The sequence below is a fragment of the Paenibacillus turicensis genome (genome assembly GCF_050461185.1).
In the GTDB taxonomy this organism is placed as follows: domain Bacteria; phylum Bacillota; class Bacilli; order Paenibacillales; family Paenibacillaceae; genus Fontibacillus; species Fontibacillus turicensis_A.
In genome coordinates this window covers 23,792-49,362 of sequence record NZ_JBCMOR010000007.1, presented here as the reverse complement: position 1 = coordinate 49,362, position 25,571 = coordinate 23,792, and the positions used below count along the sequence as shown (strand labels likewise).

The window sequence follows — 25,571 nt, the reverse complement described above, 5'->3', positions numbered from 1 at the left end:
ATTTTAGTTATCATTCTAAAGGGTCAGAACTGCATTGGTGGTGGTGTAGAATTATTTCAGTCTACATCATCACCTTTATATTTACCGCTAAACTAGTATTTGTTAATCACACATTGCTAACTTTACCCTTATAATCCACTATTTTTCTCAATCACCTTCACAATTCTTTTCTTATTCCGCCCATCAAAATAAATCGCCATACAGGCTAAGATCACAAATAAGACCACCTTAGTAACCAACTCAGGAAGTGGAATCTCTATGCCTGCTAATAACTGAACAACCGTTTGGATAGGGAGCATGAAGCCTATAATTTTTAAGGTAACTAAAATCAAGCGATACAATAATAGTGCAAGAACACTTTTCTTTTTAACTAGCAAGTAAACTGTAATAAATACCAATGGACTAATAATGCCCATATCCAGCACATACGTAATTTCTGTGGTATACATTTCAATTCGCATTAGGGGTTGCCCTGTAAATAACGAATTCAAAATGTCAGGTAGCCACGCGATAATATTAGCTACTCCAGCAACGATTAAAAAGCCTAGCTCTCCTTTTTTGATGGCAAAGTCACAGGAGTAATCCTTTGTTTCCCTGATTATATTGATTAACAATGAAAAGAGCGTGAAAAACGCCACCGTTGTTAAAAGGATGTAAGCTAGCTGCAGTTGGTTGTAAGCTACACCAAAGGAAATACTAAATGCGTAATACAAAACAATGCCAAGTATCGGAAAGAAGCTAGTTTTTGCTTGAAGAGTTTTGGTCCCTTTCATGACATAATATCCGATTAGAGGAACTACCATTAAAAACATTGCCCAATCGGAGCCAATTAAAATGGGAGCCTTAAAGTAAGAATCGTGTTGATACACGCCATACCCATACATTTCAACATTTTGTCCATATAAGTTGGTGACGACATATTTATGTTGTGTAGAAAAAGATAAAATTCCACTCAGTGTTATGATGGCTAATAATATAAAAATCGAAATTGCGGAGATCTGAATCCAATTCCAATGGGCTTTTTTATCCATGTTTATTCTCCAATAAGCTCTTCAATATAAAATATAAATTAAAGCAAAATAGTATCGTAAATAAAGGAAACACAACAAGCTCTACCCCATCTACGGAAACCCCGCTGTTTAACATCCCAATCATCATCGCGTCAATCGCCAGTAGCATTGTAATCCCTTTAATCGTTATAATCGGAACTAATAGATAACCTAATATGTGTTTTTTGCTTAATGCTAATCCACTAATAATGGCGACAGGTACTACAATCCCAAGATCAAGCGCTTGAATCGGAAATGTGGTGTAATGCTCTAACCCAATAGGTATGCCTCCTTGAATTAACGGTGGAATTAATCTACCTAACCACATAAATAAAATTAATAAGCCCAAAACAACGGTAGAATAACCAATAAATTTATTCGGGAGCTTAGAGAAATAAATTGTATTTCTTTGTGAAAAGAGCTGATACATATTGATAACGAAGCCAAAAAAGGACAAGGACATCAGCGCAACATAAATTAAAAAGAAATCATTATATACAGCTACAAAACAATAAGTTGCATACATATAAAGCGTATAACCTAATGTACCTGTTAGTAACATTTCCCCTTTGATTTTCCCTCGGTGATTGAGGACTAGAGCGTAGAATAACAAAGGAACAACCACTAATAATGTGACCATCTCTTGTGCGATCACTTGGGAAGCCATAGAAATCGATTCATTATGATATAGACCTTTTCCGTATAATGTAACCGACTCCCCAAAAATTGTCTGAACGACCTCATGCTCATTAATAGATTGATTAGATAAAATTCCAAATAAAGCTGTAATTGTGGCTAAAATAATGATCGAACCAACAATAATGTTATTTAGTCTTTTTACATTCATACCTACCACTCCCTTCTGTTCATGATTGAGTATAGTTACTGAATTGATTAATTAATGTGCTTGCCACTTAGTTAATTGATGGATATATTAAATTTAGTAACTAGTTACCTATTTACATTATAGCAACTAGTTACTATAATGCAAATAACAATTATGATTGCTGTTCGGAGGTATAGCTATGGAAATTAATCATATGATTAAGGAATTTGCAGGGAAGAGAGAAAATGAAATTAGAGGTATTTTTTCCAGCATCTCGATTTTGCAAAATCGGTTACAAACCATTTTTGATAAAACCGATGAGGTGCTTACGTTAAAACAGTTCATGTTGTTAACGATGATTAAGTATTCAGACGAAAAAACAACACTTACTCATTTAGGCACGTTACTAGGCTCGTCTAGGCAAAATATTAAAAAGTTAGCGACATCACTTGAAGAAAAAGGCTTTATCACAATTAGTCATGAAGTGGGCAATAAAAAAAATACTTCACTTTCACTAACCCAAAAGGCAGAGGACTATGCTGATAAAATCTCTGCGCTTCACACGGAGAAACTAAACGCGATATTTAACGACTATTCAGATGAGGAAATTCATTTGTTTTATGGGCTAATCACAAAATTATATGCAGGAGTGGAACGAGAAGAGAACGAAGGAGGAAAAAGTGGTGAGTAAAATGGTTGTCTATGCTTCGCGTTACGGAACGAGTAGAGAATATGCAGTTACAATTGCAGAGGAAAAAGGTTATCCACTGTGCTCCTATAATGAAAATCCAGACAACATTAAACAATATGATGAGATTATTTTTGTGGCTCCTGTGTATGCAGGAAAAATTTATGCTTTAGATAAGTTTTTGAAAGAAAATAATAAGCTTGGTGAAATAAAATTGACCCTCGTTGTTGTTGGTGTTTACAATCCTAACCGAGAAAATAATAACTCGAATATTAGCAAGCTTGTGAGCGAAATGCTCAAAAAATCTAAGTTTAAATTGCAATCGATTTACCACCTACATGGCAAGCTTGAAGTGGATAAACTTTCATTTGTGCATAAAATGCTGATCAAAGCCTTATATCGGAAGGCGAAAAAAAGTCCAGTCGACCAGCTTAGCGATAACGACAAGGATATCGTTGAAGCCTATGAACAGGCGGGCAAACTGGACTCCATAGATTCCACTCAATTAGATAAGGTACTTGTAAAGCTTTGAAATTTTAATCTAAGCTCCAATAAACTATAAACTAAAGCTTTTTCCTCTTAAGCACACCTACTGCCATCAGCAGAAACACCACCGCAACTAAACCGCCCATCGCGAGGGCAGGCACATAATCTGACCATACCTCTTGCCCTTGCACAACAGCCATATTTACGGACATTAATGAGATGGGATTCCACTTAACTACCTTCTCCCATAGGTTCAGCACATACAATAAAATCATTAGTCCAATTGCGCCAAATAAACTACTATAGATACTGCGAAAAACAGTAGAGCTAAGCACAACTACACTGCTAATAAACAAGCCGAATAACCACAATAAAAGGAATCCAGCAAAAAAATGGGGGCTAAGCTGATCTGGAAAATAATATTGAGTGTAGCCTAGCGTAATCCCAAATGAAGTTACAATAACAAGGCTCCATAATATCAACATTAAAAAATACTTGCTAATAATAACTACGGTACGATTTAAACCTTTTGTTACTAGATTAGTGAGTGTCCCCTTACTGATCTCCCGATTAACGATGCCACTAAACATGATGATGAGTAGATAAATTCCGATCTGTGAAATGTTTTTATAAAATTGAGCCCATGCATCAATCGAGGTTGGAGTGGGTAATTCGATGGGCAAGGCTTCTCCAAAGCTTGCCTTTAAAATTTGAGGCATTAATTTAGCAAACAAAGGACTCATAATTCCAAAGGCAGCAAAGGCAATCCATAGGACAAGTAGCTTTTTCGTACGCCAATATTCTAAAAGCTCCTTTTTACAAAAAAACAGGATGTTTTTCATCGAATTACCTCCAGAAAGATGTCCTCTAACGATGCTTCTTGTTGCTCAAAGGCAAGGGGTAAAATGTTATGTTGCTGTACTAATTTTAGTAATTGCTGTGCGTCGTTCTTATACTTCTCTCGTTGCGCCGCCTTAAAGGATATAACAGTAGCTAAGCCAGTAGGATCGATCGTATAGGGGTTCGTGAGAGGACTTTTCTCAAGCTGCTCTAAAAATAATGCTTTATCATGTGCTTGCTCAAATACGATTTTAACTTGCTGCTGCCCATGATTTTTTTTGAGTTCTGATATTGACGAGCAGACCACCATCTTACCTCCATTTAAAATGCCTACATGATCGCAAATTTGCTCTACATCATTTAAAATATGAGTTGAAAAAATAATCGTCGTTTCTGATCTCAATGAATATAACAGGTCAAGGAACTCCTTGCGGCCATTAGGATCTAGTGCAGAGGTTGGCTCATCACAAATTAACAGCTTAGGTTTATTTAATAAGGCTTGCGCGATACCTAGTCGTTGCTTCATCCCACGTGAAAAGCCGCCAATACGTGTTTTGACATTAAATAAATGAACAAGCCCTAACATTTCCTCTACACGTTTGATTCGTTCGCCTCTAGCAAGTCCAGTAATTTCACCACACAACAACAGATATTCACGCGCTGTCATGTAATCGTAAAACTGCGGGACATCTGGTAAATAACCTGTAAAACGATTTGTTTTTGTTGCACCAAAGGTAACGGCTTCTCCTAAAATGGAGATGTTTCCTTGTGTCATTTGATCTAAACCCAAAATTAATTTCATTGTGGTCGTTTTGCCCGCACCATTTTCACCAACAAAACCAAATATACTCCCTTCTTGCACAACAAAACTTAAATCATTTAATACCTTTTTTTGACCAAATGTTTTTGTTACCTTGTCAACTTGGAGTAAGTTCATATGTTTTCCCCTTTTCCAAGCGTGAAATAAATAACGGGTCCAACAATTTGAAAAGCTAAAACAATCACAATCCAAAGCCCCTTATTCCCAAATCTGTACTGCGGATGTTTAATGACATGAATTAATGCCGTCACGGCTAATATTAGTTGTAAAATAATAAGAGGGATAAAAAATGGTAAATACTCCATAAAAAAATCTAAGTTATTCATGCTCCTCTTCCTTTCTCATTATTGCTAGCTTCTCAAAAATAGGCTTCAAATTTCCCTTTTGTTTATAAGGTTCAAAAACAGGATTATGGAGAAATAAATTAATAAAGTCTTTTTTTATTTGCGACGTTTCTCTAGGGAGCTGGTTTCCTAGGTCTAGTTGCTTTATCCAATCATCAATATGATCAAAATAACAATCGCCATGAATGACGACAGGAAATGTTGTACGTTGTAGGACGTTAATATATTCGTTTAAAATTGGAGCGAGGTGCTCATCATCTTGGAATACCGCATAGCCGTATGCTGCGGATGATAAAAAATTAAGATAGGGGATTGGATTAAGCTGTTCAAAGTGAAAAACTTGCGCTAAACTTTGTCCTCTTTCCACCGTCTCCCTAAATTGATGTGGCTGCTCTAATAACAGTTGTAAATAGTTTGTTAAAAAGCTCATTGTAACCACAACGTTTTGAAAAATACTACTTTGCAACACACCAATGGCCTTTTCATTTTGTCCCTTTTGTTGAAAAGCTCCGGCGATCAAAGGTTCAATTGGAAAGCAGGCGGGTGTACATTCGCCTAATAGCGCTAGTACTTTATCGTATTCGCCTAGCATGAATAAGGTATATGCTTGAAGCTTATGAGCTTCGTCTAACAGCTTTGCCTCTGTTGCATTGGAGGCCACATGCTGGAACAATTGCTGTGCCTTCGCAATGTACACTGCAAATTTATGCTCTCGACTTTCTCCAGGTAACAAATCAAAATGATTAAGGATAAACAATCCCATTTGCAAAACAAATGGATAACACGAGTAATAACGGCGTATAAGACGATTTAACGAATCTAAGGCTTCTTCTGGGCATGTTTTTAATGAGCTTTGTAAGGAACGGTATATGTTTCGAATTTCTTCGGAGGTTAACTGTGAATTGTAGTTTAATAACGAATCAATACTAATATCAAAGTAGGCGGCTAATAGTGGTAACAATGTAATGTCGGGATAAGATTGATTTGTTTCCCACTTTGACACTGAAGCTTTTGTTACACCAATAAAATCAGCTAATTCCTGCTGTGTGACACGTTTTTTCTTTCGTTGTTCAGTAATGACCTCTCCAACACTTAAAAGCATCTCATCATCCCCTTTTTTTCAATTTTAATCCTTATTAGCGTGAAATCCAATGGAGCTATCGTTAACTTTTGGGGTGAAAAATCAACTGAGGCGATACTAGTGTGAAAAATAAAGTAGATGATAAAGTGGATTATAGAGTTTTGCTTTACAGTGAGGCCGATTTAGGTTTAAATATGGAAATAAATATAGTAAAGAGGATTGATTATGTTTTTTATCACCCAAAAAACGATTAATGGTCTAGCTGCACAACATAAAGAACCTGATATGCTGACTTGTTATGCTGTTTCTCAAGCCCTTTCATCAGTTACAAGTCGCGCGATTTTACTTATGAACAACCGTAGAGTAATCATCCTATTTCTGAATGCGTGGTCCTCAAAAGTTGTACAAAAGTTTGAATTTGATGTAGCAAATTTACAAAATCAAAAATTTAAATTTGGACTATTATTTTCAGCGATTTGGTCATTTGACGTGGGAGGTAAGCATTGGAGGTTCAGTATCATCAAAAAAATGCTGACCCTTGGGTCTATGCAAGGCGATTTTCTAAGGTTTTTAAGGCAGAATGTTATAACCTAAATAATTTTAGAAACGAACCCCAATTGCAATTTTATTTGTAGTTGGGGTTTTATTATTGACTCAAAAAGAATATAAATTATTTTGTGATTAAAGTTAAATTGTAGTGGGTAATAAAAAAGTGGGAAAATTAATTAAGAAGAATAGGGGTTTTAAGAATGAAAAAGAAGAAGATTTTAACAGTTTTTTTAATGCTTACTGTGATTGCAGTTTTAGCAGCTTGTGGGAAAGGGGAAACCTTGACAAAAACCTTTGAAAGAGAGGTAAACGGTACTTCCTCTTCACTCACGTATAAGTATCAAAATGATATTGTTATTGAGCAAACATCACGTAGTGTTACAAAATTCGGTGATATGGGATTAACCAAAGAAGAGGTTGAAAAGCAAGTAAAACCACTGGTAGAGAAATTTCAAAATATTAAGGGGATAACGTATGACCTTGATATTAAAGACACTGAAATGATTGAAAACATCAAGCTTGATTATAGTAAAGCAGATATTAGTGAATTAAGAGGTTTGCCTGGCATGAGTTTTGATAGCAATCAAGATGTGAAAAAAATTAGTATGAAAAGATCAGAAGAGCTACTGAAAAGTCAGGGATATACAGAGAAAAAATAGTATCGTGAATGATATGACTATTAATTTTATATACTGTAGTAAATGAAGATACATGAATAGAAAAAGGCTGGGAGACCTAAATAAGGTTTTCCAGCCTTTTTATTGCTGGTTTTTACGCTAACATAGTATGACTTTTAATATACTAGTTTACTTTTTATTTTGTTATACTTTGAAATGTTAATAAAAAATTGGAAAGTGAGGTTTATAATTGTATATTTATTTAAAATTTAAATGATTGGGGAAAAGACAACAATGAAAAAGAAAACAATGAGTTCTGTTCTATGCTTGATGGTGTTGGTATTAGTGTTAAGTGCTTGTGGAAAAGGTGAGCTTTTAACTAAGGCATATGAAAAAGAAGAAAATGGTGTGGCAATGGTTATCACTTACAAGTATCAAGGGGATATTGTAATTGAACAAAGCACAGACAGTAAGATTCCATTTTCAGTTTTAGGTGTAACAACAAAAGAAGAGGCTGAGGAACTACTAAATCCAATGGTAGAACAATATAAAGGAGTAAAAGGGGTTACGCATAAAATTACCTATAGTGATTCTGAAGCTTCAGAATCTTTATCAGTTAACTATGAAGAAGCTGACTTTAAGGAATTAAATGCTAAATTGGGAACTAATTTTCCGGAATCTAGTAAAAATGCGAAAGTAAGCTTAAAGAAATCAGAAGATGATTTAAAGTTGTCTGGTTATGTTGAGAAAAAGTAACTACATACATAGTACTTAATCGCTTAATAGCATAACAACAATATATTTTATTGACAAAATAAGAGAAGGGACACTACCGTCAGCAGGTAATATCCCCTTCTCTTTTTTCATACAAGTTTTTCATGTTTATTACATCGTCAAAATGATTTAATTCATTCTAGTTTTGGCTCATATATTGCTTCAACCATTGCATAGCAGGACGCTCAGTTCCGTTACTGCGGATTAAGTGAGTACCTGGTTCCCATGTTTGGCCTTCAATATATCCCCATAATGTAATCCCTTTAACCGCAGGGTGTTTCCATAAAATTGGGAATTTTTGTTGGTATCTTTGCAATTGAGTGTTATCGTCTCCAGTCATGTCAAGCTCTGTTACATAAATGGGTAGACCTGTTCCAGCTAACATGCCTAGTACTTGATTCATCGTTTGCGTAGAAACGTTATTCATACTGAAATGATGAGCTTGAATACCAATTCCATCAATTAAGCCTCTGCTCTTTAAAATATTTGCGATATTGATGAATCGGGATGCTGCATTAGGATCATTGATAATACCATAGTCATTAAGGTGTAGCTTAGCATTCGGGAATGCTTGTCTAGCTTGTTGGAAGGACCAGATTACCCAATCCCAGCCTGTAGCTCCGTCACCACCGATTGCATTACGATAAGAAGGTTTTTGGTGTAATGGCTCATTAACTACATCTACAAATGCTGTGTTCGGATAACGTTGACCAGCGGCTCTAATCCATTGAGTCACCTCTGCACGTTGATCATTAGCATTTAGATTTTTAACCCAGTTTGGCTCTTGAGCACCCCAAACTAAAGTATGAAACTTGAAAGGCATTCTGTTATTTTTAGCATAATTATAGGCAATATCTGCGCCGCCCCAGTTCATATTATTACGATTACCTTCAACAGACCCCCATTTGGTAGCGTTTTCAGGAGTGACTTGATTCCAGTACACTGCAAAATTAGATGGTGGATTATTAGCGAAAATATTCCCTAAAAATTTATCACCTCTTGCCAATCCTGCATTAGCGCTCGCAGGTAGGAGCGTTGCGAACATGGCAACCAACATGAGCAATGTCGTGGCTTGTTTTACCCATTTCTTTTTAAACATAATGATTATACCTCCTTATAATTTGTAAGTTACTTATTTATGTTAATGCCTGCTGTTTAACTACTGCCTACTGTCAGTCATAACCTTTGAGCTGTGCACCGTGGTTACCGGCACTTACCACCTCTTCTTTATTTATAAACATTAAATGAAAGCACTTTCAAAAACATTATAACCTATTAATGGTTGTTTATGGAAGTAGTTTAGGTAAATTTTTACTAGAAAAATATTAATTTAACTAAAAAAAGTATGTTTGATATGTAGAGAATAATATAAATCAAATAAACTGAAGCTGTTTATATATTAAATGGTGTTAAAATATTAGATAACAGAACTATGAAATGGAGAATAAATATGTTTAAAAATAAGAAGGTAGTTTTCTTTGATATGGATGGAACATTGATTGATTCAGTGGGGATATGGAACGAAGTAGATCGTAAGCTTATTGCTCAGCTTGGTGGAGCTGAGGTCGGCAGTGAAGAAGTGCAGGTACAACGGGATACAGTGTTACGACAGTTTAGTAGTGCTGCTAATCCTTATTTGAAATATTGTGAATATTTAAAAGAAAAATATAGTTCTCAGTTAACTGCTGAGGAAGTTGTCAAGCTGCGTTATGAAATTGCGAATGATTTTTTAACAAATGAGGTTAATTATAAAAAGGACGTTGAGAAGGTGCTTGCTAAATTAAAAAAAGGTGGGCTTACATTAATCATTACAACCACAACCAAAAAATCCGTCATAGATATTTATCGTACTCTAAATCAAAACATAATAAACAAGGCACCTTTAGATCAGTTTTTTTCAAAAATCTATACAAGGGAGGATGTCACAGAAATTAAACCTAATCCTGAAATATATTATAAAGTGATGGGTGAATTCAATGTTAGACCAGAAGAATGTCTTATTTTCGAGGACTCATTGATTGGTGTAGATGCGGCGAATCGTGCAGGTATTGAGGTTGTGGCGATGTATGACAAATACTCTAATCATGAGCGAAAAGAAATTAATGAAAAGGCATATTATGCCTTTGATCATTATGCTGCGGTACTTGAAGTGCTTGAGGCGGAGCTTTAGATGAAGGATTAGCTCTTTAAGTTTTGAAGTCCAATTTTTTCAACTTCTAAGTTTTTAATTATAAGTGTGAGAAGAGAGAGGAGTTTTTGAATGAAAACATTGTATGTCAAACAAAAGCTATTTTCTTTAGGCGAAAAATTTACGGTGATGGATGAATCCCAGCAACCTTGCTATTTTGTAGAGGGAAGCTTCATGAAAATTCCTAAATCGTTTACCATTACAAATACGCAAGGATATGAAGTTGCAGAGATTACAAAAAAGGTGTTTAGCTTCCTACCTAAGTTTTATATAAACAGTCATGGTCGGGAAATTGGAATGATCGAAAAAGAGTTTTCCTTTTTTAAAGCACGGTACAACATTTATGCAGCAGGATTGGAGGTTCAGGGGAACTGGTGGGACATGGATTTCTCCGTATCTAGGGGAGGTCAAACGATTGCTAGTATTAAAAAAGAATGGTTTAAACTTGCGGATACGTATACGATATCAATCCTTGACGAGCAATATGAGGAACTGATCATCGCCTTGGTCATAGCCATTGATTGTGTTAAGGCAGATGAGCATTCATCCCATTCTTCTTCCTCATCGTAACGCAAAACTTTATTCATTGATTTTAGGCTCAACACAGAGATCGGTTCTTGACAATCTATGAAGTAAGAGGCTACGTAGCAGGGAGTGGCTTCAACCGCTGTTAAGGTCCCATTTTCTTTATAACCTGTGTTGAATGGATGAAAGTGTGACCTTAAAGGCGGCCGCGTTCGCTTCTCCACCATCTCCCTGCTCCTTCGCTTCGTTAGCTTATTGTCAAGTACCGATTTTAAGATTGAGCCTGATTTTATACTGCAATTATTATTAGAGCTAAGAAGCCTTAAAGCAAAGCTTCTTAGTTTTTTTATGCTTCTCTAACAAATCTTCCAAGCTCATCTCGAGCTTCATTTATTTACCTTCTCCATAGAATGCTTAACTTTGTTGCCCTACGTTTAATTATTATTTGAGTGAGGTTCCATCACGCCATATAAAAAAATATCCACCATTGTATCAATCGCAAGCGCATCGGCTTGTTTATTATGGGACTCATCGTTGATGTATGCAGATAAAATACGCAAAAAATGGCGGGATACAGTATCCACTTCGATTCTCGGATTCAGCAAGGCTTGAATAGAATGAAAAAATTGAATAAACGGTGAGAAATAATTGCCTTGCCAAATTTTAAAAAGTTCTTTTCTTGCTTCAGCTGATATTTCAGTATCCATATCATGCATCATCAGAGAAAAATTCATAGGATGCTGGCTTTTCAAGTAACGTCCCATCCGCTTCAACGTTAGATCGGGAGTACCATTTTCATTCAGTATCTTTTGTAATTCTCCACCTACCTCAATCGCAAAGCAGGATAAAACCTCGATATAAATCGCTTCTTTGTTACTAAAATGATGGTAAATAGCAGGTTGTGTAATATCAAGTATTTTAGCAATTTGTCTTGTTGATGTTGCAGAATAACCTTGATTCATAAAGAGCTGTGTTGCTGTATTTATAATTTGTTGCCGCATATCTGGATTCAAGACGTCACCTCATTTCATTATTTTTATTTTAAGCAGGATATACAAATTTAGGCAAGCCTCTTCGCTCACATAAATCTCAATTTAATTCAAACTTAAGGCTACCCAACAAATAAATATTGTGTTAAACTCAATTTATCACAACTTATCACTTGATAAGTTCAAGGAGGGATGATCAAATTGTATCTTAAATTATTCGGGATCGCTACCTTTGTTTTTTTGGTGATTGATGGGATATGGTTGGCATTCATCGCAAAATCTTTTTACCAAAAGGAATTAGGTCCCTTGCTTGGCAAAGTGAATTTTTTACCTGCAGCTATTTTTTATGTGCTTTTTATCGTAGCGATGATCTATTTTGTAATCGCTCCTAACTTAGATGCAAAAGGATATGGACAAATCATTTTTAGTGGATTTTTCTTTGGTGTCATTTGTTATGCCACCTATGATCTTACTAACCTCGCAACCATTAACGGTTGGTCTTGGAAAGTAACTGTGCTTGATATCGTTTGGGGTGGATTTGTAACGAGTGCAACAGCCTTAATTACGAAATGGATGATGAAGGGGTTTTAACATCATGTTAAATAATCAAACGTTAACGTATGGTGCTTTGAGCAATGAAGATTTAAATAGTGGGGCTTTAATGAAAGCAATAAAGAGAGGGGCACAACGTGTCATTCTCGTTCGTAACGATTTAAATCGACTTAACGTATTTCCTGTTGCAGATAGTGATACTGGGAATAATCTTGTGTCTTTAATGCGTTCGATTTTGTCAGCACTTAGCAACAGACATGAGACAGTTAGTGATACGTTACACGCCATTGCCAAACAAGCACTGATTGGAGCTAAAGGGAACTCAGGTATGATTTTTGCACAATACATTAATGGGGTCGCAAAAAATTATCGCCCTAGCAATGGTGAATCCAATGAGGCGCTAGTGACCGCATTTTATCATGCAGTGACAGATGCCTTTCAAGCCGTATTTGATCCTCAAGAAGGAACGATGTTATCTGTGATGAAATCATGGGCAAACTCGTTATACTCATCGTTTGGCACAGCACCTTTATCGGAGACCTTAATGTCTGCAAAGCAAGAAGCTTATGTTACGTTACAGGATACTAAAACCGTACACCCTATTTTACGTAAGCATGGGGTGATGGATGCTGGAGCACAAGGCTTTTATGAATTTATTGCTGGCTTAACAGATGCTCTACTGGGTGAAGAAGAGGAGCTCGAATTTAGTGAAGAGATTGAAATGGGCTTAGCGATGGATGAACATATTCATACTGAAGCTCATCATGAAGTTCATGCTGATCATGCACCAGTGCTACGTTATTGCATGGAGATGGTCATTGAAGGTGGACATAGTGCGGCAGAAGTGATGCCATTAGTTCAGGAGTTTGGAGATTCTTTAGTTGTTGCTACTGGCGTAGCTAGTACTCGTATTCATTTGCATACTGATGTCCCACAAGAGGTCGTTCCACGAATGGAGCAGCTTGGGCCGATTACACATATTAAAGCAGACGATATGAAGCAGCAATATTATGATGCACATGTAAATACAGCCAAAACTGCGATCGTCACTGACTCTATTGCAGATATTCCGCAGCATCTTATTGATGAGCATAACATTCATATTATTCCTTTAACGATTCTTGTAGATGATGTAGAGCATTTAGATAAAATTACGATGAGCAATCAAAAAGTGGTGGATTTAGCAGAGGATGAACAGCATACCGTGTCAAGCTCGATGATGACGCAAGCTCAAATTTTACGGATGCTGGATGGCTTGGAGTCAAGCTATGAAAATGTACTTTTTATTACCGTTTCTTCTAAGCTTAGTGGTGTATATCAAGGTATTTTTAAAGCATTGGAGTCCTACAAGGGCCCACTTCATACCGCTGTTATCGATTCAAGGTTAAATTCCATCGCCCAAGGGCTACTTGTACAAAAAGCGATCCAATACGTTGGGGCAGATATGCCTTTTGAGCATATTCAGCAAAGCATTATGGAGGCTCGTGATCGAGCAGCAATTTATGTATCTGTATCTGATCTAGCACCAATGATCACTTCAGGGCGAATACCACAGCGGCTAGGGAAAATCGTGAAAAAGCTTCAGCTTAAACCGATTGTTAAACTAGATTCAATGGGCAGTGGTGCACTTGCACATATCGGGTTCACTACATCAGGCAATCAGAAAAAAATTAAGAAGATTATCCTTAAAAATAAAAAATTTATTGAACGCATTGCGATCGGGTATACAACAAGCGCGGAGGATGCAAATAAATGGGCAACCTATTTTGAAGCGGAAGGCATTCCAGTAGACTACGTAACAACAACCTCTTCCATTATTGCACTAAGTGCAGGTAGAAATGCAACCGCAGTGGCAGTCATTTACAAGGAGGATATACATGATTTATCTTAATGTAGCTGCAATTGTACTTGTTTTTTTCTTAATTTGGTTTTGGATTTGTGAAAAGCAGAAAAACTATGGTTTAGTGGATATTGCTTGGGGACTTGGTATGAGTGTTGTTGCACTTAATCTTATTTTTATTTACCAGCCGAAATTGCAGGCAACACTAAGTCTAGGACTTGTCGTGGTTTGGGGATTGCGTCTTGGGATTTATTTAGCAGGTCGAAATTGGAATAAGCCTGAAGACTATCGCTACGTCAATCTTCGTAAACGTTGGGGAAATAATTACCCTCGACTTAAAGCTTTTTTAAATGTGTTTGTACTGCAAGGCGTGTTGTTATATTTGATGATGTTCTCTTCCATGCGTGTAACTGAGCTTGATTTAGAAATGAATGTTTGGACCTTAGCTATAGGTGTCATTATTGCGTTAATTGGCTTGTTATTTGAGACGATTGGTGACTATCAATTGAAAAAGTTTAAGCAAAATCCTGCTAATAAAGGCAAGCTGATGACGCAGGGATTATGGTCGATCACACGTCACCCTAACTATTTTGGCGAAGTCGTATTTTGGTGGGGGGTATTCATTGCTACGCTACAAGGTAGCGGATCATGGATCGGTATCATTTCACCAATTCTGATTACACTCCTCATTAACAAAGTATCTGGTATTCCACTCTTAGAGCGTAAATATAAAGAGCGTGAGGATTATCAAGCTTATGCAGCTAAAACTCCGCGGTTTATACCTTGGATTGGTACAAAAGAAATTGCGAAATAATATATAGCAGAAGAGTATGAACAAACAGCATAATAAAACATGAATTGAGGAAGGCTGGAATCCAGTCTTCTTTTTTTGCCTACCTAGCACCTTGACATTGAAGTATACTTCAACCTTTATACTAGGATTAGATAAGTAATGGATTAGCCGTAGATCAGCTATAGCTAGTCAGTAATAAAATAAAAAGGTGGAGAATCATAATGAGAATATTAGAAATAATGAGTATCCTTCTTCTACTCGTAGCTTCAATTTTAATTGTATGGGGAAGTAAAGGTAACAAAGTTAATCAAAGTAAGAAATTTTACGTTGGCGTGTTGAGCAGTTTGATTGTTGTTTTTGGACTGCATGCCATAATTGAACATGTACGTGTGCAAATGATCCCTGCATATGTTGTTTTAGTGATCGTGGTCGCTTCTCTTATTTATAAGATAGTTAAATATGAACAGCCTGCAAATGGAACAAGAAAAGTAAAACGATCTGTACAGCTTACGTTAAAAAGCTTAAGTACATTAATTTTAGTTGTACTACTTGCAGCGGCTACTGTGTTTAGCTCATTACTACCTATATTTACAATGCCAGAGCCTAGCGGAGATTATGCAATAGGAACCATTTCTAAAAACTTAACAGATGAAACACGGACAGAGACTCTAAATGGAGATCCGGCGGGAAATGTTAAACGTGAGGTTGCCATTAATGTATGGTATCCAGTGGACAAAGCTGAAATAAAGCAACAGGCAAGAGAGTCATTCCCACCGCAAATTGGTGAAGCGGTTAGCTTAGTGTTTGGTTTACCAAAGCAACTATTTAGCCATGTTTCACTCATTGATACCCATGTTGTTGCTAATGCAAAGCTATCCGATACACAACAAAGTTATCCTGTTGTTTTATTTTCTCCAGGTGTTCGTTCAACACGTTTTCAAAGTATGACCGCCATTGAGGAGCTTGTTAGCAGAGGTTATATTGTGGTTGGGATGGATCATCCATACACGTCTGCGCATGTGGAGTTAACCAATGGAAAAGATACGTTTTATACACCAAATCCAGATTTTGATACCTCGAAAGAGCTATATGATAGCAATGTGGAGGGCGTATCGATCCGCGCAAACGATGCTAAATTTATATTAGATCAGCTAGAAATTTGGAATAAACAAGATAGCTTATTAGCTAACCGATTAAATCTAGATGAGATTGGTATGTTTGGACACTCTTATGGTGGAGCAACCACCGTCGAAACGATGGCACAAGACGAACGAATTAAAGCTGGTGTCAGCTTGGAGGGGGGATTTTGGGGCACTGTCGCTCAGAAGGGGCTAAAGCAACCATTCATGTACATCATGTCGGGCAAAACAGAGCAAAGTCTGGATCCTAACTCAGGCGTGAAGGAAGCTGTTTCCTATGAAGAATTTTTACCAGATTTACAATCCGTCATGAAAAAGAGCACAAATGATACCTACTACTTAATCGTAGACCATTTTTATCACCAAAGCTTCACCGATATTGCATTAGTTTCACCGATACTGTTTTCTAAAGAAATGGATTCGGTGCATAGCATAGACATTACTAGATCTTATGTGGGCGCATTTTTTGATCAATATTTAAAAGGCGAGGAAAATCACCTGCTAGATGGTGCATCTAACCAGTATCCAGAAGTGCATTTTAGCTCCGAATATACAAAGAAAGCAAAACGATAAGAATCCAATTCTTGTCGTTTTTTTATATTGTTTACGTTATGATTTAAGGAGGAGGAATACCTATGATAAACTTAAAAGAAATAACGAAGGATAACGTTGTCAAGGCTTCATTTTTAACTACCAATACAAATGGAGAGATTACACTTAATGAACAGTTTGTTGCTTCCAATGTGATCTCGATTGCTCAATCTAAATATATGCCTGCAATGGAAACTAAAGCGATTTATGAGGATGAGGAAATGGTTGGCTTTGTCATGTATGGAATTGATGAAGACGAACTATGGATCATGCGATATATGATTGATTACCGCCATCAGGGCAAAGGATTTGGTAAGTTAGCTCTAGGATTAATAATAGATGAAATCTGGAAGAGCTACACGGAACAGCAAATTAAAATTAGCATTGAGCCTGACAATATTATAGCTAAGAAGCTATATGAGAGCTTTGGCTTTAAAGATACAAACATCTTCGAAGAAGGTGAATTAGTAATGCTGTTGAACCGTGAACTAACCCATACTAGCGCAGAGCCAGAGAAATTCTGAAGATTGTCTCTTAAAATCAAATTCCATCCATAAATATACTTCAATAAAAAGGCTCAGCTTAGAAATTAGTAGTTGATGGGAAATAAATTCAAGAAAATCAGGCTGTAAGAGGGGTCGAAGCCACCCTCTGCACCGTAGCTACCAGTGCAACACCATATTAATGATTAAGGTTGGACGACTATGCATCCTTTTACAGTTAAATTTAATAATACTATCAGCACTAAAATGCTATTTTTTGTATATTCCATAGTGCTAATACTAACCTACTTATTTCAGACTAAAATGGTTACTTTACTCCCACATTATTTGTTTGTATTTGTGGTAGGCAACTTATTGTTGTGCACGTATTTATTTTTTACTCATCATGCTAAACCACAATATTATGTGCCAATCCATATTTTTTTATGGATGTTTTTACTGTACTCTATTTCTGCGTATTTGTTTTATAGTGCAGGGCTTATTTTTATTATAGCTACGATAATTTATACCATTCGAATCTCGGTTCAGCATTGGACTAAAATCCTTTATTTTAGCGTAGCATCCGCCAGTATATTAATGGCACTTACATTAAATATTTCATTTTTATTTATTGCCTGTACTGCATACATCGTTTTGATGGTAATTGATTCAGAAATGGGTGGGATACAAAAATGGAATGTGGCTATAATTGGCTTACTACATATATTAGCGATTTTAGCAGTCACTTCAGCGTCTTTGTTACCTTATCAGCAAAATACAATTTTCACCTTGCCCACAAGCTTTTTAATTTACGTGCTCTTTGTAGGATCGGTAGGGATTAAAAAGTCCCTTTATCGTGTATTTGACGGTAAAAGTATCGTTTTCTTAACGATGCTAGTTGTATTATTAGGTTATTCCGTAGCTAGCTATAAGTGGGTTTATAATGGGGAAAATATGTTGGGGTTATATTTCAGCATCAGTATCGTCTTGGCGGTACTTGTTGTATTTATTTGTCTATCTATACAAAAGGTGATCAACACACAATATAAGGTTGTTCAAAATCAATTAGATGATTGGTTTCTGGAAAAGTGGGAGGATGCACTAGGACAACAGGAACAACAGTTGTCTTGGTCAGGATTCGATTCAAAGCTAGCAGATATTTTTCAAAATGATGGCGTTCAAATTATTTATAAAAATGAATGTATTTATTGTAGCGGTTACTTTCATAATTCTAGTGAGTTAATCGAAAAGGGTAAGAAGCAACTGTACGTTGAACATGTACTACTGAGTATTCATGAGACGAATACCCATCAGAGCTACACCCCACATCAATATTACATGGCCTATGCATTAGCTCGTTATGTGAGTGAGAGACTTAATCAGTGGGAACTGGTGAAGAAGCTAAAGGTGATGGGTGCTGAGCAAAGTGGAAATTTTAGCAAGGAGCTACAATTCCGTAAGGAAGTAACCTATTACTTGCACGATAATATTTTACAAAATATTATTGCTACCAAAAATATCGTTGCCATATTACCAACGGAGCAACCAGCGTTACAGCAGTTAGCAGTAGAAACGTTAACCGATCTAAATGAGTCTATACGCTCTCAAATGCATGAAATTTATCCATCTACGCTTTTAGATTTATCCTTTGAACGTAACATACATATCTTAACTGATGAGTTACGCAAGCGATATGGTACAATTCCCAATCCACATATTCAGTACGACATTATGGAAAAGATGGATGAGGGAACGACTTATTTATTTTATCGGACCCTACAAGAACTGCTGGCTAATACGTGTAAATATGCAGAAGCAAAAAATATATGGATACACCTGTATACTACGGATCAGTGGATTATGGAAATGCGAGAGGATGGTAAACCAATTAAACAGGAAGAGATGGAGACCCAAATTAAACATTTAGGCATTTCAAGCTTGAAACACCAGGCAAGCATGCTTGGCGGTAGCTTTGAATGGATACAGCAGGAAAGCTACAAATTATTTACTCTGAAACTACCAAGGAGAACATATGAAGATACTCTTATTTGACGATCATAAATTGTTTGCTAAAAGCCTTGAGATCGTGATGGCTAATTATGTGGACGATTTTATATGCTATCAGACTCCAGAAAATATACAAGAGATTATTCAGCAAGAGCAGCCTGATTTAATTTTATTGGATATTCATATGGGAACGTACAGTGGACTCGATGTATGCCGAGAAGTGTTATACCATTTTCCTGAAATGAAGGTGGTTTTTCTATCCGGCTACAACCTTTATGAGTACCATTCAGAAGCTAAACGCATGGGGGCAAAAGGGTTTTTAGATAAAAATATGTCCGTCGAAAATCTAATTGATCATATTGGACAAATTCAGCAAGGCCATACCATCTTTATGGAAAATGGCGATGAGGATGTAGTTGAAGAACTGACCCCACGCGAAAAGGAAATTTTGCAGTATGCCAGTAATGGCGATACACAGCAAGTAATTGCCGATAAGTTATTCATTAGTAGACGCACTGTAAACAATCATCTCATGTCTATAAATGATAAACTCATGGTGAACTCCACTGTGGCTGCTATCGTAAAAGGGATTGAGCTTGGAATGATTAAGCTTGCTAATAACCGTTGAGAAATAAAATGATGCAATATCCCAACGGCATTAGCTTTAATTTCTTAATGTGCGAGCACCGCCGAGGTTTTCTGAGCAAAAATGAAGCGCTGGATGGCAATACTGACGAGCACAAGTCCAAGGGAGATACATAATAAAATTATGTTATCTTTCACCACGTTCCCCATGACTGGGTTATTTGTCCATGCCGCCAGCAGGGCGTTACGTCCGTATACGATAGGATTAATATAATAAATTATTTTTTGCAAAAACTGAGGGAACATTTCGATAGGAAATGTTAGACCACCAAGGAACATTTGAAACATGTAAAAGGCTAAAGAAATTGGGTTATAGATCGATGCCTTTCTTAAAATTGATGTTAAAAAGAACGTAATCGCAAAATGGAAAATTTCAATTACTAAAATAGTTATAACAATAGGGATTAGATTTTGCATTGGGAATACGGTGCCATTGTAAAAATAAGTGAATATAATAAAAGCTAAAATAACGACAAGCTGAAATGTGAATGTAGCAATGAATAACGTGATTGAGAAGCAAAGCTCACTGACACCCATAAACTTAAACTTTTGCAAATTACCACTTTCTTTCGCTTGGACATAAAATGCACCAAATACACTAATGACAGCATTTCCTATAATAATAATGATGTATAATGGAACGAGGAGATCAGATAATGCTGATCCGCTAAACTCTACATTTTGAAGCATATATCCAAATAAAATATAAAATCCGATTGGCATGAGAAATGCCATAAGCACAGAGGATTTATCTCTAAATAAAAGTTTAAGATTATATTTTGTTAAGCTGAATAGTCTCTTTTGCATATTCATGATTTTGTTTCCCCTTTCTCATCCAACTCATAACCAATCACTTTAAGAAAAGCATCTTCGAACGTCCTTTGCTGTAACTGGATATCGTAGCCACCACAAATTTTTAGGTTATCAAACACGTCTTTTTCATCATCTTCTTTGTACTCTATCATGAGTTTATTACTCTGCTGTTTATAGGCATATTTCAGGTTCGTAAATCTAAAGCTTGAATCCACAAGACAGGTGGCTAGTTTTTGCTTCGCAAAAGCATTATCAATAATATCTCGTACTGTGCCTTGTAGCTTGATCGCACCTTGCTCCATCACAATGACATAATCAGATAAGTACTCAACCTCATCTAGGAAATGGCTTGTTAACAAAATGCTAATCCCTTTTTCCTTACGAATTTTGTTCAGTAAATCCCATATCATTCTGCGAGACATGACATCAAGTCCTGTTGTTAGCTCATCTAAAATAATAAGCTTCGGTTTGCCGATCGTCGCTAATAATACCGCAATTTTTTGTTTCTCCCCACCAGATAGCTTCTCAAGATAAGCATTTTTAAAAGGGAGCATTTGCACACTTTGCAACAGTTTATCCACCGTTTCTTGACTATCTAACAGTTCAATGTAAAGCTGAATAATATCCTTTACCTTTGCATTTTTTTCGAACGTAGAGGTCTGAGTTTGCACTCTAATGTATTTATATAGTTCATTTTTATCAAATCCATATGTAATTGAGCCGGCATAGTTTAAATTTTGCATGATGGCTTGAATCAGCGTACTTTTACCTGCTCCGTTATGTCCCACGATGGATACAATGCTATTTTCCTCTATGGAAAAGGATACGCCAGTGACTGCATTTTTATCTGCTTTATGATAACGTATGGATACGTCTTTTAGATTTAATAACATGTGATCTGCTCCTTACCTTTAAAATATAATATAGCTTGCTTACATGATTTATTTTATAGTAATCGTAGCAGGGGAGCATGAGTAATTTGTGCAAATATAGTCAATTGGGAGGGGGAGCGGGATGGGGCATATGGAAAAGTGGCAAATGATGCTTAAAGCACAGGAGGCCGAGCGAGATAAGCTTCGTGTGAATCACATTACGGTTGAGGTTGAAGAGAAGAAGAAGAGTAAAAGTAAGGTTTATAACGTAAAGAAGACCATACAATACGGTCTTGTCCATCGTAATATAGATGATGAAACGCTGATTGGTAAATATGAGCTGTATTTTGCAGATATTGATCGATTATCACAGCAGGATCGTTTAGGGGATCACACTACATTTGGAGAACTTTCAGATGAGCATGCTGTAGCCCAAGCCATTTTTCCTTATTTAGCACAGACACACCCACTGTTTTTAGAGGATACCCCATTTGCGATTAGCTTTAATCCAATTGCCGAAGCATGGATCGTGGAGGGTTCGCTCCCTGCGGGTACATTTGGTGGAGTGATTTATATTGCTCTTACAAAAGAAGAGGGCAAGCTTATCATGATGTATGGAACCAGATAAGGCTTACCCAATAAATAAAAGTGAAAATTGACTGTGTAGCTAATGTTACTGCTATCAGAGCCAATCTATATAAAGGTTAAAAAACGACGATTCCAAAGACTCTCATGATGCTTCATAATTGTTTCTGCGGATAACAAATCATTATCTGTTGTAGTATGTAATCCTTGTTTCATAAACAGAGAATATCCAAGACCATGTGCAAAACGAATGGTTGTATCTACACAAAATTGTGTTTGTGCCCCACAAAACTCAATGCTTGTTACACCTAGCTTGTCCAGTTCATCCTTTAATGTGGTGTGGAAAAAGGAGTTTGCATGTGTTTTCGTAACATAAATATCGTTTTCACTTATATTGATGTCTGCGAAAATTTCAAAGTCTTTACTTGTGATAGGTAACCCTTCACCTGTATGCTGAATAAAAATAATCGGTAAATTCTGTTCCCGATAACTAGCGATACGATCATTAATCCCATGAATAACATCTTTTAACCTGTACAAAGGTTCACTTTCTGAATTAACCCCATTTTGCATATCAATCACAACAAGTACATCAGCCATATTTTCCCCTCCTGAATAAGTTGGCTCATATTTAAAAGTAGTGGTGAATCTTCAATGAGATACTGAACGAGGAAAGAGGGATTGTGGAGCAATGAAATGGTAGCCTTTAAAACTGGATTTTTACCTATTTTTCATGTAATTACATCAAATCCAGTTTTAACAGCTAGCGGAGCAACCCTCTGTTCTGAGTGTCATTCACTTTTCCCTCACCACTTATTTTAACTTTGAGCCAACGCCATTATTTTTGAATCAACTCATTAATAATTCCCGTCAAATACTCTTTATCGATATCCATTCCAGCGGTTAACCAGTCGGTCAACACACCAACAATACCGGATACCGTAAATGATGTTTCTATAATACTAGTAAAATCTGATTTGTCAATTTGTTCAATCTCGATCACTTGGTCAACGAATATTTTTTTGAGTCTTTGATTCATTTTCCCCTCGTTATCTTTTCCGATGAGCAAAAGAAAGAGTGATGCATTTTCCTCTATATAGCTGATAAGCTTTTGGGATAATACCATAAAATTGTTAGAGCCCTTTTCAGGATAAGCATGATGGAACAAGGTGACTAAGTTTTCTAACAGTTCATTAACAAGCTGCTCATACAAACTATATACATCTTCATAATGTAAATAAAAAGTACCCCGACCAATATTTGCTGCATTCGTGACTTCAGAAACCGAAATTTTATTCAGTGATTTCTTTTGAAGGAGGTCTATGAATACATCTCTAATCGCTTGACGAGTGCGAATTGTTCTTCTGTCTACGCTCATTTGTACGTCCTCCTTTATAAACAATAAGCACATAACTGTTCAATAATAGACACATGCAAAATTATTGTATATTGTCCCTGTGTAATGGATTCATTATAATGAACACATACTAATTAATCAACACTTGTTCATTAAACAAGGCTGTATTTAGAAATTAGTGCTTGTCTACGATAGGAGTCTGGAAGCTACGATCCAGAGCGTTCTTGCGATTGGGTTAGCGGTCAAGAACTAATTTCAAGATTGAGCCTTAAATAAAGGAGGTTTTATATTTGATATTTAGAAAAGCAACTCCAAATGATCTTAAGGAGATGTCCCAGCTAGCGGCAACCTCCTTTGCGGATTATGTCATTTATGAGCAATCTGTAAAAAGTACTTTTAAAACTAAGGCAGAATACCACCGATTTTTATATGAAATGCATTATGTCCAATTTGCTACCTTTCTTCGTAAAGGGACTAGTATCGTAGGTACAATTGATAATGAAATTGTTTCGTTAGCACTATTAGAATCACCTCAGTTTAAAAGCTTAACTTTATGGGATTATGTGTGGTCAGGGGGGTTACGTCTTATACCGTACATGGTGAAAAATAGACTGTTGCATTTTATGGACAAAATGGATAAAGCCTCAGAAAAATGTATAGATGGCACTCCTCATTCTTGGTATTTAAGTATGCTAGCAGTAAGTAAGCTTCATCAAGGAAAACAGCTTGGAACTAAAATGATTCAAGATTGTGTCATTCCATTTGTGAAAAAACAGGGTGGACGTAGATTAACCTTAATTACAAACAATGAAGTAAATCAAAGATTCTATAGTAAAAATGGGTTCGTTCAGTTTTTTGCAGATAAGCTTCATTTTAGAGATGGTTTTGCACACAATTGGAGCTTCAAATTGGAGCTTAAAAGTTAATTTGTATCTGTTAAGGCAAGCAATCCAAACAAGGATTTCCATCCTATAAATAATGCTAAAATCTCTATCCCTATTAAAGGGACAGGGATTTTTTTGTTTTATTCCCTAGATGTTTGGGGAATCTTTTTAAAGAATAAAAAAACTTGAAAAAAATATATAAAGAGTTATAATAGTTGATACATCAATTAATTTTATAAAATTTAATTAAGCATAATTTAATGGCATTTAAATTTAAGGAGGAAATAAACAATGAAAGCAGTTGTAATCGAAAATTACGGAAGTAAAGATGAATTAAAAGAAATGGAAGTACCTAATCCCGTCCCAACCGCACATCAAGTTGTCGTTGAAGTAAAGGCAACCTCAATTAATCCAATTGATTGGAAACTACGTGAAGGTTATTTACAAAAAATGATGCCCTGGCAGTTCCCGATTATTTTAGGTTGGGACGTTGCAGGCGTAATTACTGAAGTTGGGAGCGAGGTAACTGATTGGAAGGTTGGAGATGAGGTGTTTGCCCGTCCTGACACAACGAGATTTGGAACCTATGCTGAATATACATTAGTTGATGACCATTTGTTAGCACGCAAGCCAGCTTCTATTTCATGGGAGGAAGCAGCAGCAGTTCCATTGGCGGGTTTAACCGCGTACCAAGCACTTTTCACACATGGTAATTTGAAAAAAGGTGAAAAAGTACTCATTCATGCAGGGGCTGGTGGCGTAGGGATCTATGCGATTCAATTAGCGAAACAAGCAGGTGCTTATGTTATTACAACGGCAAGTGAGCGCAACCACGAGTTGTTGAAATCACTTGGGGCAGATGAAGTGATTGATTATCGCAATACAAAATTCGAAGAGGTATTGTCTGACATTGATGTTGTATTTGATACAATGGGTGGCGATGTACAGCGGAATAGCTTTAAGGTCATTAAAAAGCATACCGGGCGCATTATTTCAATTGTAAGCAATTTTGATGAAGAACTGGTTAAACAATATGATGTTATAGCAAAAAATATTTGGCTAGATCCAAATGGCGAGCAGCTTCAAGAAATGGCAGATTTGCTTGAGCAAAAGAAAATTAAATCTGTTGTAGGCGCAACATTTCCTTTCTCACAACAAGGAATTTATGATGCACACGCATTAAGCGAAAGTCATCACGCTGTGGGCAAAATCGTTGTTGTAATGAACTAAGTGAG

The 25,571-nt window shown here is 36.4% G+C and carries 29 protein-coding genes; 17 read left to right on the top strand and 12 right to left on the bottom strand.

The annotated features are described in order from the left end of the window. Positions 1–128: 128 nt before the first annotated feature. A complete protein-coding gene (locus ABE099_RS12725; RefSeq protein WP_430031205.1) occupies positions 129–1,031 on the bottom strand; it encodes a hypothetical protein in 903 nt (300 codons plus the stop codon). Next, positions 1,024–1,896: a hypothetical protein gene (locus tag ABE099_RS12720; RefSeq protein ID WP_430031202.1), complete on the bottom strand. Its 873-nt coding sequence runs from the start codon at positions 1,894–1,896 to the stop codon at positions 1,024–1,026. Before ABE099_RS12720 ends, ABE099_RS12725 begins: the two co-directional genes overlap by 8 nt. A gap of 178 nt (positions 1,897–2,074) precedes the next feature. On the opposite strand from ABE099_RS12720, the gene ABE099_RS12715 reads away from it, so the two are divergent. Both ABE099_RS12715 and ABE099_RS12710 read left to right on the top strand, forming a co-directional pair. Beyond that, positions 2,075–2,566: a MarR family winged helix-turn-helix transcriptional regulator gene (locus tag ABE099_RS12715; RefSeq protein ID WP_430031200.1), complete on the top strand. Its 492-nt coding sequence runs from the start codon at positions 2,075–2,077 to the stop codon at positions 2,564–2,566. A 1-nt stretch (position 2,567) separates the two neighbouring features. Beyond that, complete coding sequence (locus ABE099_RS12710) at positions 2,568–3,095, top strand: flavodoxin domain-containing protein (protein ID WP_430031569.1); 528 nt, start codon at positions 2,568–2,570, stop codon at positions 3,093–3,095. 31 nt (positions 3,096–3,126) lie between these two features. Here the strand turns inward: ABE099_RS12710 and ABE099_RS12705 are convergent, their stop codons facing one another. Genes ABE099_RS12705 through ABE099_RS12690 form a run of 4 tightly spaced genes read right to left on the bottom strand, consistent with a single transcriptional unit; the run spans position 3,127 to position 6,155 of the window. Continuing rightward, a complete protein-coding gene (locus tag ABE099_RS12705) occupies positions 3,127–3,891 on the bottom strand; it encodes an ABC transporter permease (protein ID WP_430031197.1) in 765 nt (254 codons plus the stop codon). Further along, positions 3,888–4,826, bottom strand: a complete 939-nt coding sequence (locus tag ABE099_RS12700) for an ATP-binding cassette domain-containing protein (RefSeq protein WP_430031195.1) — start codon at positions 4,824–4,826, stop codon at positions 3,888–3,890. Before ABE099_RS12700 ends, ABE099_RS12705 begins: the two co-directional genes overlap by 4 nt. Then, complete coding sequence (locus ABE099_RS12695) at positions 4,823–5,035, bottom strand: PLD nuclease N-terminal domain-containing protein (protein WP_430031193.1); 213 nt, start codon at positions 5,033–5,035, stop codon at positions 4,823–4,825. The genes ABE099_RS12700 and ABE099_RS12695 overlap by 4 nt, the downstream gene beginning before the upstream one ends. Further along, the gene (locus ABE099_RS12690; protein WP_430031191.1) at positions 5,028–6,155 is read right to left on the bottom strand and encodes a helix-turn-helix domain-containing protein; all 1,128 of its coding nucleotides are present in this window, start codon (positions 6,153–6,155) and stop codon (positions 5,028–5,030) included. The genes ABE099_RS12695 and ABE099_RS12690 overlap by 8 nt, the downstream gene beginning before the upstream one ends. Positions 6,156–6,359: 204 nt before the next feature. Between ABE099_RS12690 and ABE099_RS12685 the strand changes: the two genes are divergently transcribed. The 3 genes from ABE099_RS12685 (at position 6,360) to ABE099_RS12675 (ending at position 8,056) form a co-directional block, all read left to right on the top strand. Beyond that, positions 6,360–6,728: a hypothetical protein gene (locus ABE099_RS12685; protein ID WP_430031189.1), complete on the top strand. Its 369-nt coding sequence runs from the start codon at positions 6,360–6,362 to the stop codon at positions 6,726–6,728. Between the two features lie 155 nt (positions 6,729–6,883). Beyond that, a complete protein-coding gene (locus ABE099_RS12680) occupies positions 6,884–7,342 on the top strand; it encodes a YehR family lipoprotein (protein WP_430031187.1) in 459 nt (152 codons plus the stop codon). 231 nt (positions 7,343–7,573) lie between these two features. Next, a complete protein-coding gene (locus tag ABE099_RS12675; protein ID WP_430031185.1) occupies positions 7,574–8,056 on the top strand; it encodes a YehR family protein in 483 nt (160 codons plus the stop codon). Positions 8,057–8,213: 157 nt separating this feature from the next. Here ABE099_RS12675 and ABE099_RS12670 read toward each other — a convergent pair whose 3' ends face one another. Beyond that, positions 8,214–9,131, bottom strand: coding sequence for an endo-1,4-beta-xylanase (locus ABE099_RS12670; protein ID WP_430031566.1), 918 nt, complete (start codon positions 9,129–9,131; stop codon positions 8,214–8,216). Positions 9,132–9,524: 393 nt separating this feature from the next. On the opposite strand from ABE099_RS12670, the gene ABE099_RS12665 reads away from it, so the two are divergent. Continuing rightward, complete coding sequence (locus ABE099_RS12665) at positions 9,525–10,244, top strand: HAD family hydrolase (RefSeq protein WP_430031183.1); 720 nt, start codon at positions 9,525–9,527, stop codon at positions 10,242–10,244. A 90-nt stretch (positions 10,245–10,334) separates the two neighbouring features. After that, on the top strand, positions 10,335–10,832 hold the full coding sequence (locus tag ABE099_RS12660) for an LURP-one-related/scramblase family protein (protein WP_430031181.1): 498 nt from the start codon (positions 10,335–10,337) through the stop codon (positions 10,830–10,832). 389 nt (positions 10,833–11,221) lie between these two features. Here ABE099_RS12660 and ABE099_RS12655 read toward each other — a convergent pair whose 3' ends face one another. After that, positions 11,222–11,800, bottom strand: coding sequence for a TetR/AcrR family transcriptional regulator (locus tag ABE099_RS12655; protein WP_430031179.1), 579 nt, complete (start codon positions 11,798–11,800; stop codon positions 11,222–11,224). 177 nt (positions 11,801–11,977) lie between these two features. Here ABE099_RS12655 and ABE099_RS12650 point away from each other — a divergent pair, with 177 nt between their 5' ends. From ABE099_RS12650 to ABE099_RS12620, 7 genes are all read left to right on the top strand, one after another. After that, on the top strand, positions 11,978–12,367 hold the full coding sequence (locus ABE099_RS12650) for a DUF2177 family protein (protein ID WP_210091270.1): 390 nt from the start codon (positions 11,978–11,980) through the stop codon (positions 12,365–12,367). Between the two features lie 4 nt (positions 12,368–12,371). Further along, entirely contained in the window at positions 12,372–14,219 is a 1,848-nt protein-coding gene (locus tag ABE099_RS12645; RefSeq protein ID WP_430031177.1) for a DegV family protein, read from the top strand. Then, on the top strand, positions 14,206–14,982 hold the full coding sequence (locus ABE099_RS12640; RefSeq protein WP_430031175.1) for a DUF1295 domain-containing protein: 777 nt from the start codon (positions 14,206–14,208) through the stop codon (positions 14,980–14,982). Before ABE099_RS12645 ends, ABE099_RS12640 begins: the two co-directional genes overlap by 14 nt. A 200-nt stretch (positions 14,983–15,182) precedes the next feature. Next, a complete protein-coding gene (locus ABE099_RS12635) occupies positions 15,183–16,673 on the top strand; it encodes an alpha/beta hydrolase family protein (RefSeq protein WP_430031173.1) in 1,491 nt (496 codons plus the stop codon). Positions 16,674–16,735: 62 nt separating this feature from the next. Next, positions 16,736–17,215, top strand: coding sequence for a GNAT family N-acetyltransferase (locus ABE099_RS12630; protein ID WP_430031171.1), 480 nt, complete (start codon positions 16,736–16,738; stop codon positions 17,213–17,215). A 318-nt stretch (positions 17,216–17,533) separates the two neighbouring features. After that, the gene (locus ABE099_RS12625; RefSeq protein ID WP_430031169.1) at positions 17,534–19,225 is read left to right on the top strand and encodes a hypothetical protein; all 1,692 of its coding nucleotides are present in this window, start codon (positions 17,534–17,536) and stop codon (positions 19,223–19,225) included. Next, positions 19,206–19,808 (top strand): response regulator, encoded by a 603-nt coding sequence (locus ABE099_RS12620; protein WP_430031167.1) that lies wholly within the window; start codon positions 19,206–19,208, stop codon positions 19,806–19,808. The genes ABE099_RS12625 and ABE099_RS12620 overlap by 20 nt, the downstream gene beginning before the upstream one ends. Before the next feature lie 44 nt (positions 19,809–19,852). On the opposite strand, the gene ABE099_RS12615 is transcribed toward ABE099_RS12620, so the two are convergent. Next, positions 19,853–20,638: an ABC transporter permease gene (locus ABE099_RS12615; RefSeq protein WP_430031165.1), complete on the bottom strand. Its 786-nt coding sequence runs from the start codon at positions 20,636–20,638 to the stop codon at positions 19,853–19,855. Then, complete coding sequence (locus tag ABE099_RS12610; RefSeq protein WP_430031163.1) at positions 20,635–21,531, bottom strand: ABC transporter ATP-binding protein; 897 nt, start codon at positions 21,529–21,531, stop codon at positions 20,635–20,637. Before ABE099_RS12610 ends, ABE099_RS12615 begins: the two co-directional genes overlap by 4 nt. Before the next feature lie 130 nt (positions 21,532–21,661). Between ABE099_RS12610 and ABE099_RS12605 the strand changes: the two genes are divergently transcribed. Beyond that, entirely contained in the window at positions 21,662–22,138 is a 477-nt protein-coding gene (locus ABE099_RS12605) for an NTF2 fold immunity protein (RefSeq protein ID WP_430031161.1), read from the top strand. Between the two features lie 65 nt (positions 22,139–22,203). Here ABE099_RS12605 and ABE099_RS12600 read toward each other — a convergent pair whose 3' ends face one another. Together ABE099_RS12600 and ABE099_RS12595 are read right to left on the bottom strand one after the other, a co-directional pair. Next, positions 22,204–22,695 carry a cysteine hydrolase family protein gene (locus tag ABE099_RS12600; RefSeq protein WP_430031159.1) on the bottom strand — a complete coding sequence of 164 codons (492 nt, stop codon included), beginning with the start codon at positions 22,693–22,695 and terminating at the stop codon, positions 22,204–22,206. Between the two features lie 238 nt (positions 22,696–22,933). After that, positions 22,934–23,473 (bottom strand): TetR/AcrR family transcriptional regulator, encoded by a 540-nt coding sequence (locus ABE099_RS12595; RefSeq protein WP_430031157.1) that lies wholly within the window; start codon positions 23,471–23,473, stop codon positions 22,934–22,936. 269 nt (positions 23,474–23,742) lie between these two features. On the opposite strand from ABE099_RS12595, the gene ABE099_RS12590 reads away from it, so the two are divergent. Both ABE099_RS12590 and ABE099_RS12585 read left to right on the top strand, forming a co-directional pair. After that, positions 23,743–24,378, top strand: coding sequence for a GNAT family N-acetyltransferase (locus tag ABE099_RS12590; RefSeq protein ID WP_430031155.1), 636 nt, complete (start codon positions 23,743–23,745; stop codon positions 24,376–24,378). Between the two features lie 249 nt (positions 24,379–24,627). Further along, positions 24,628–25,566 carry an NADP-dependent oxidoreductase gene (locus ABE099_RS12585; protein ID WP_430031152.1) on the top strand — a complete coding sequence of 313 codons (939 nt, stop codon included), beginning with the start codon at positions 24,628–24,630 and terminating at the stop codon, positions 25,564–25,566. Positions 25,567–25,571: the final 5 nt, after the last annotated feature.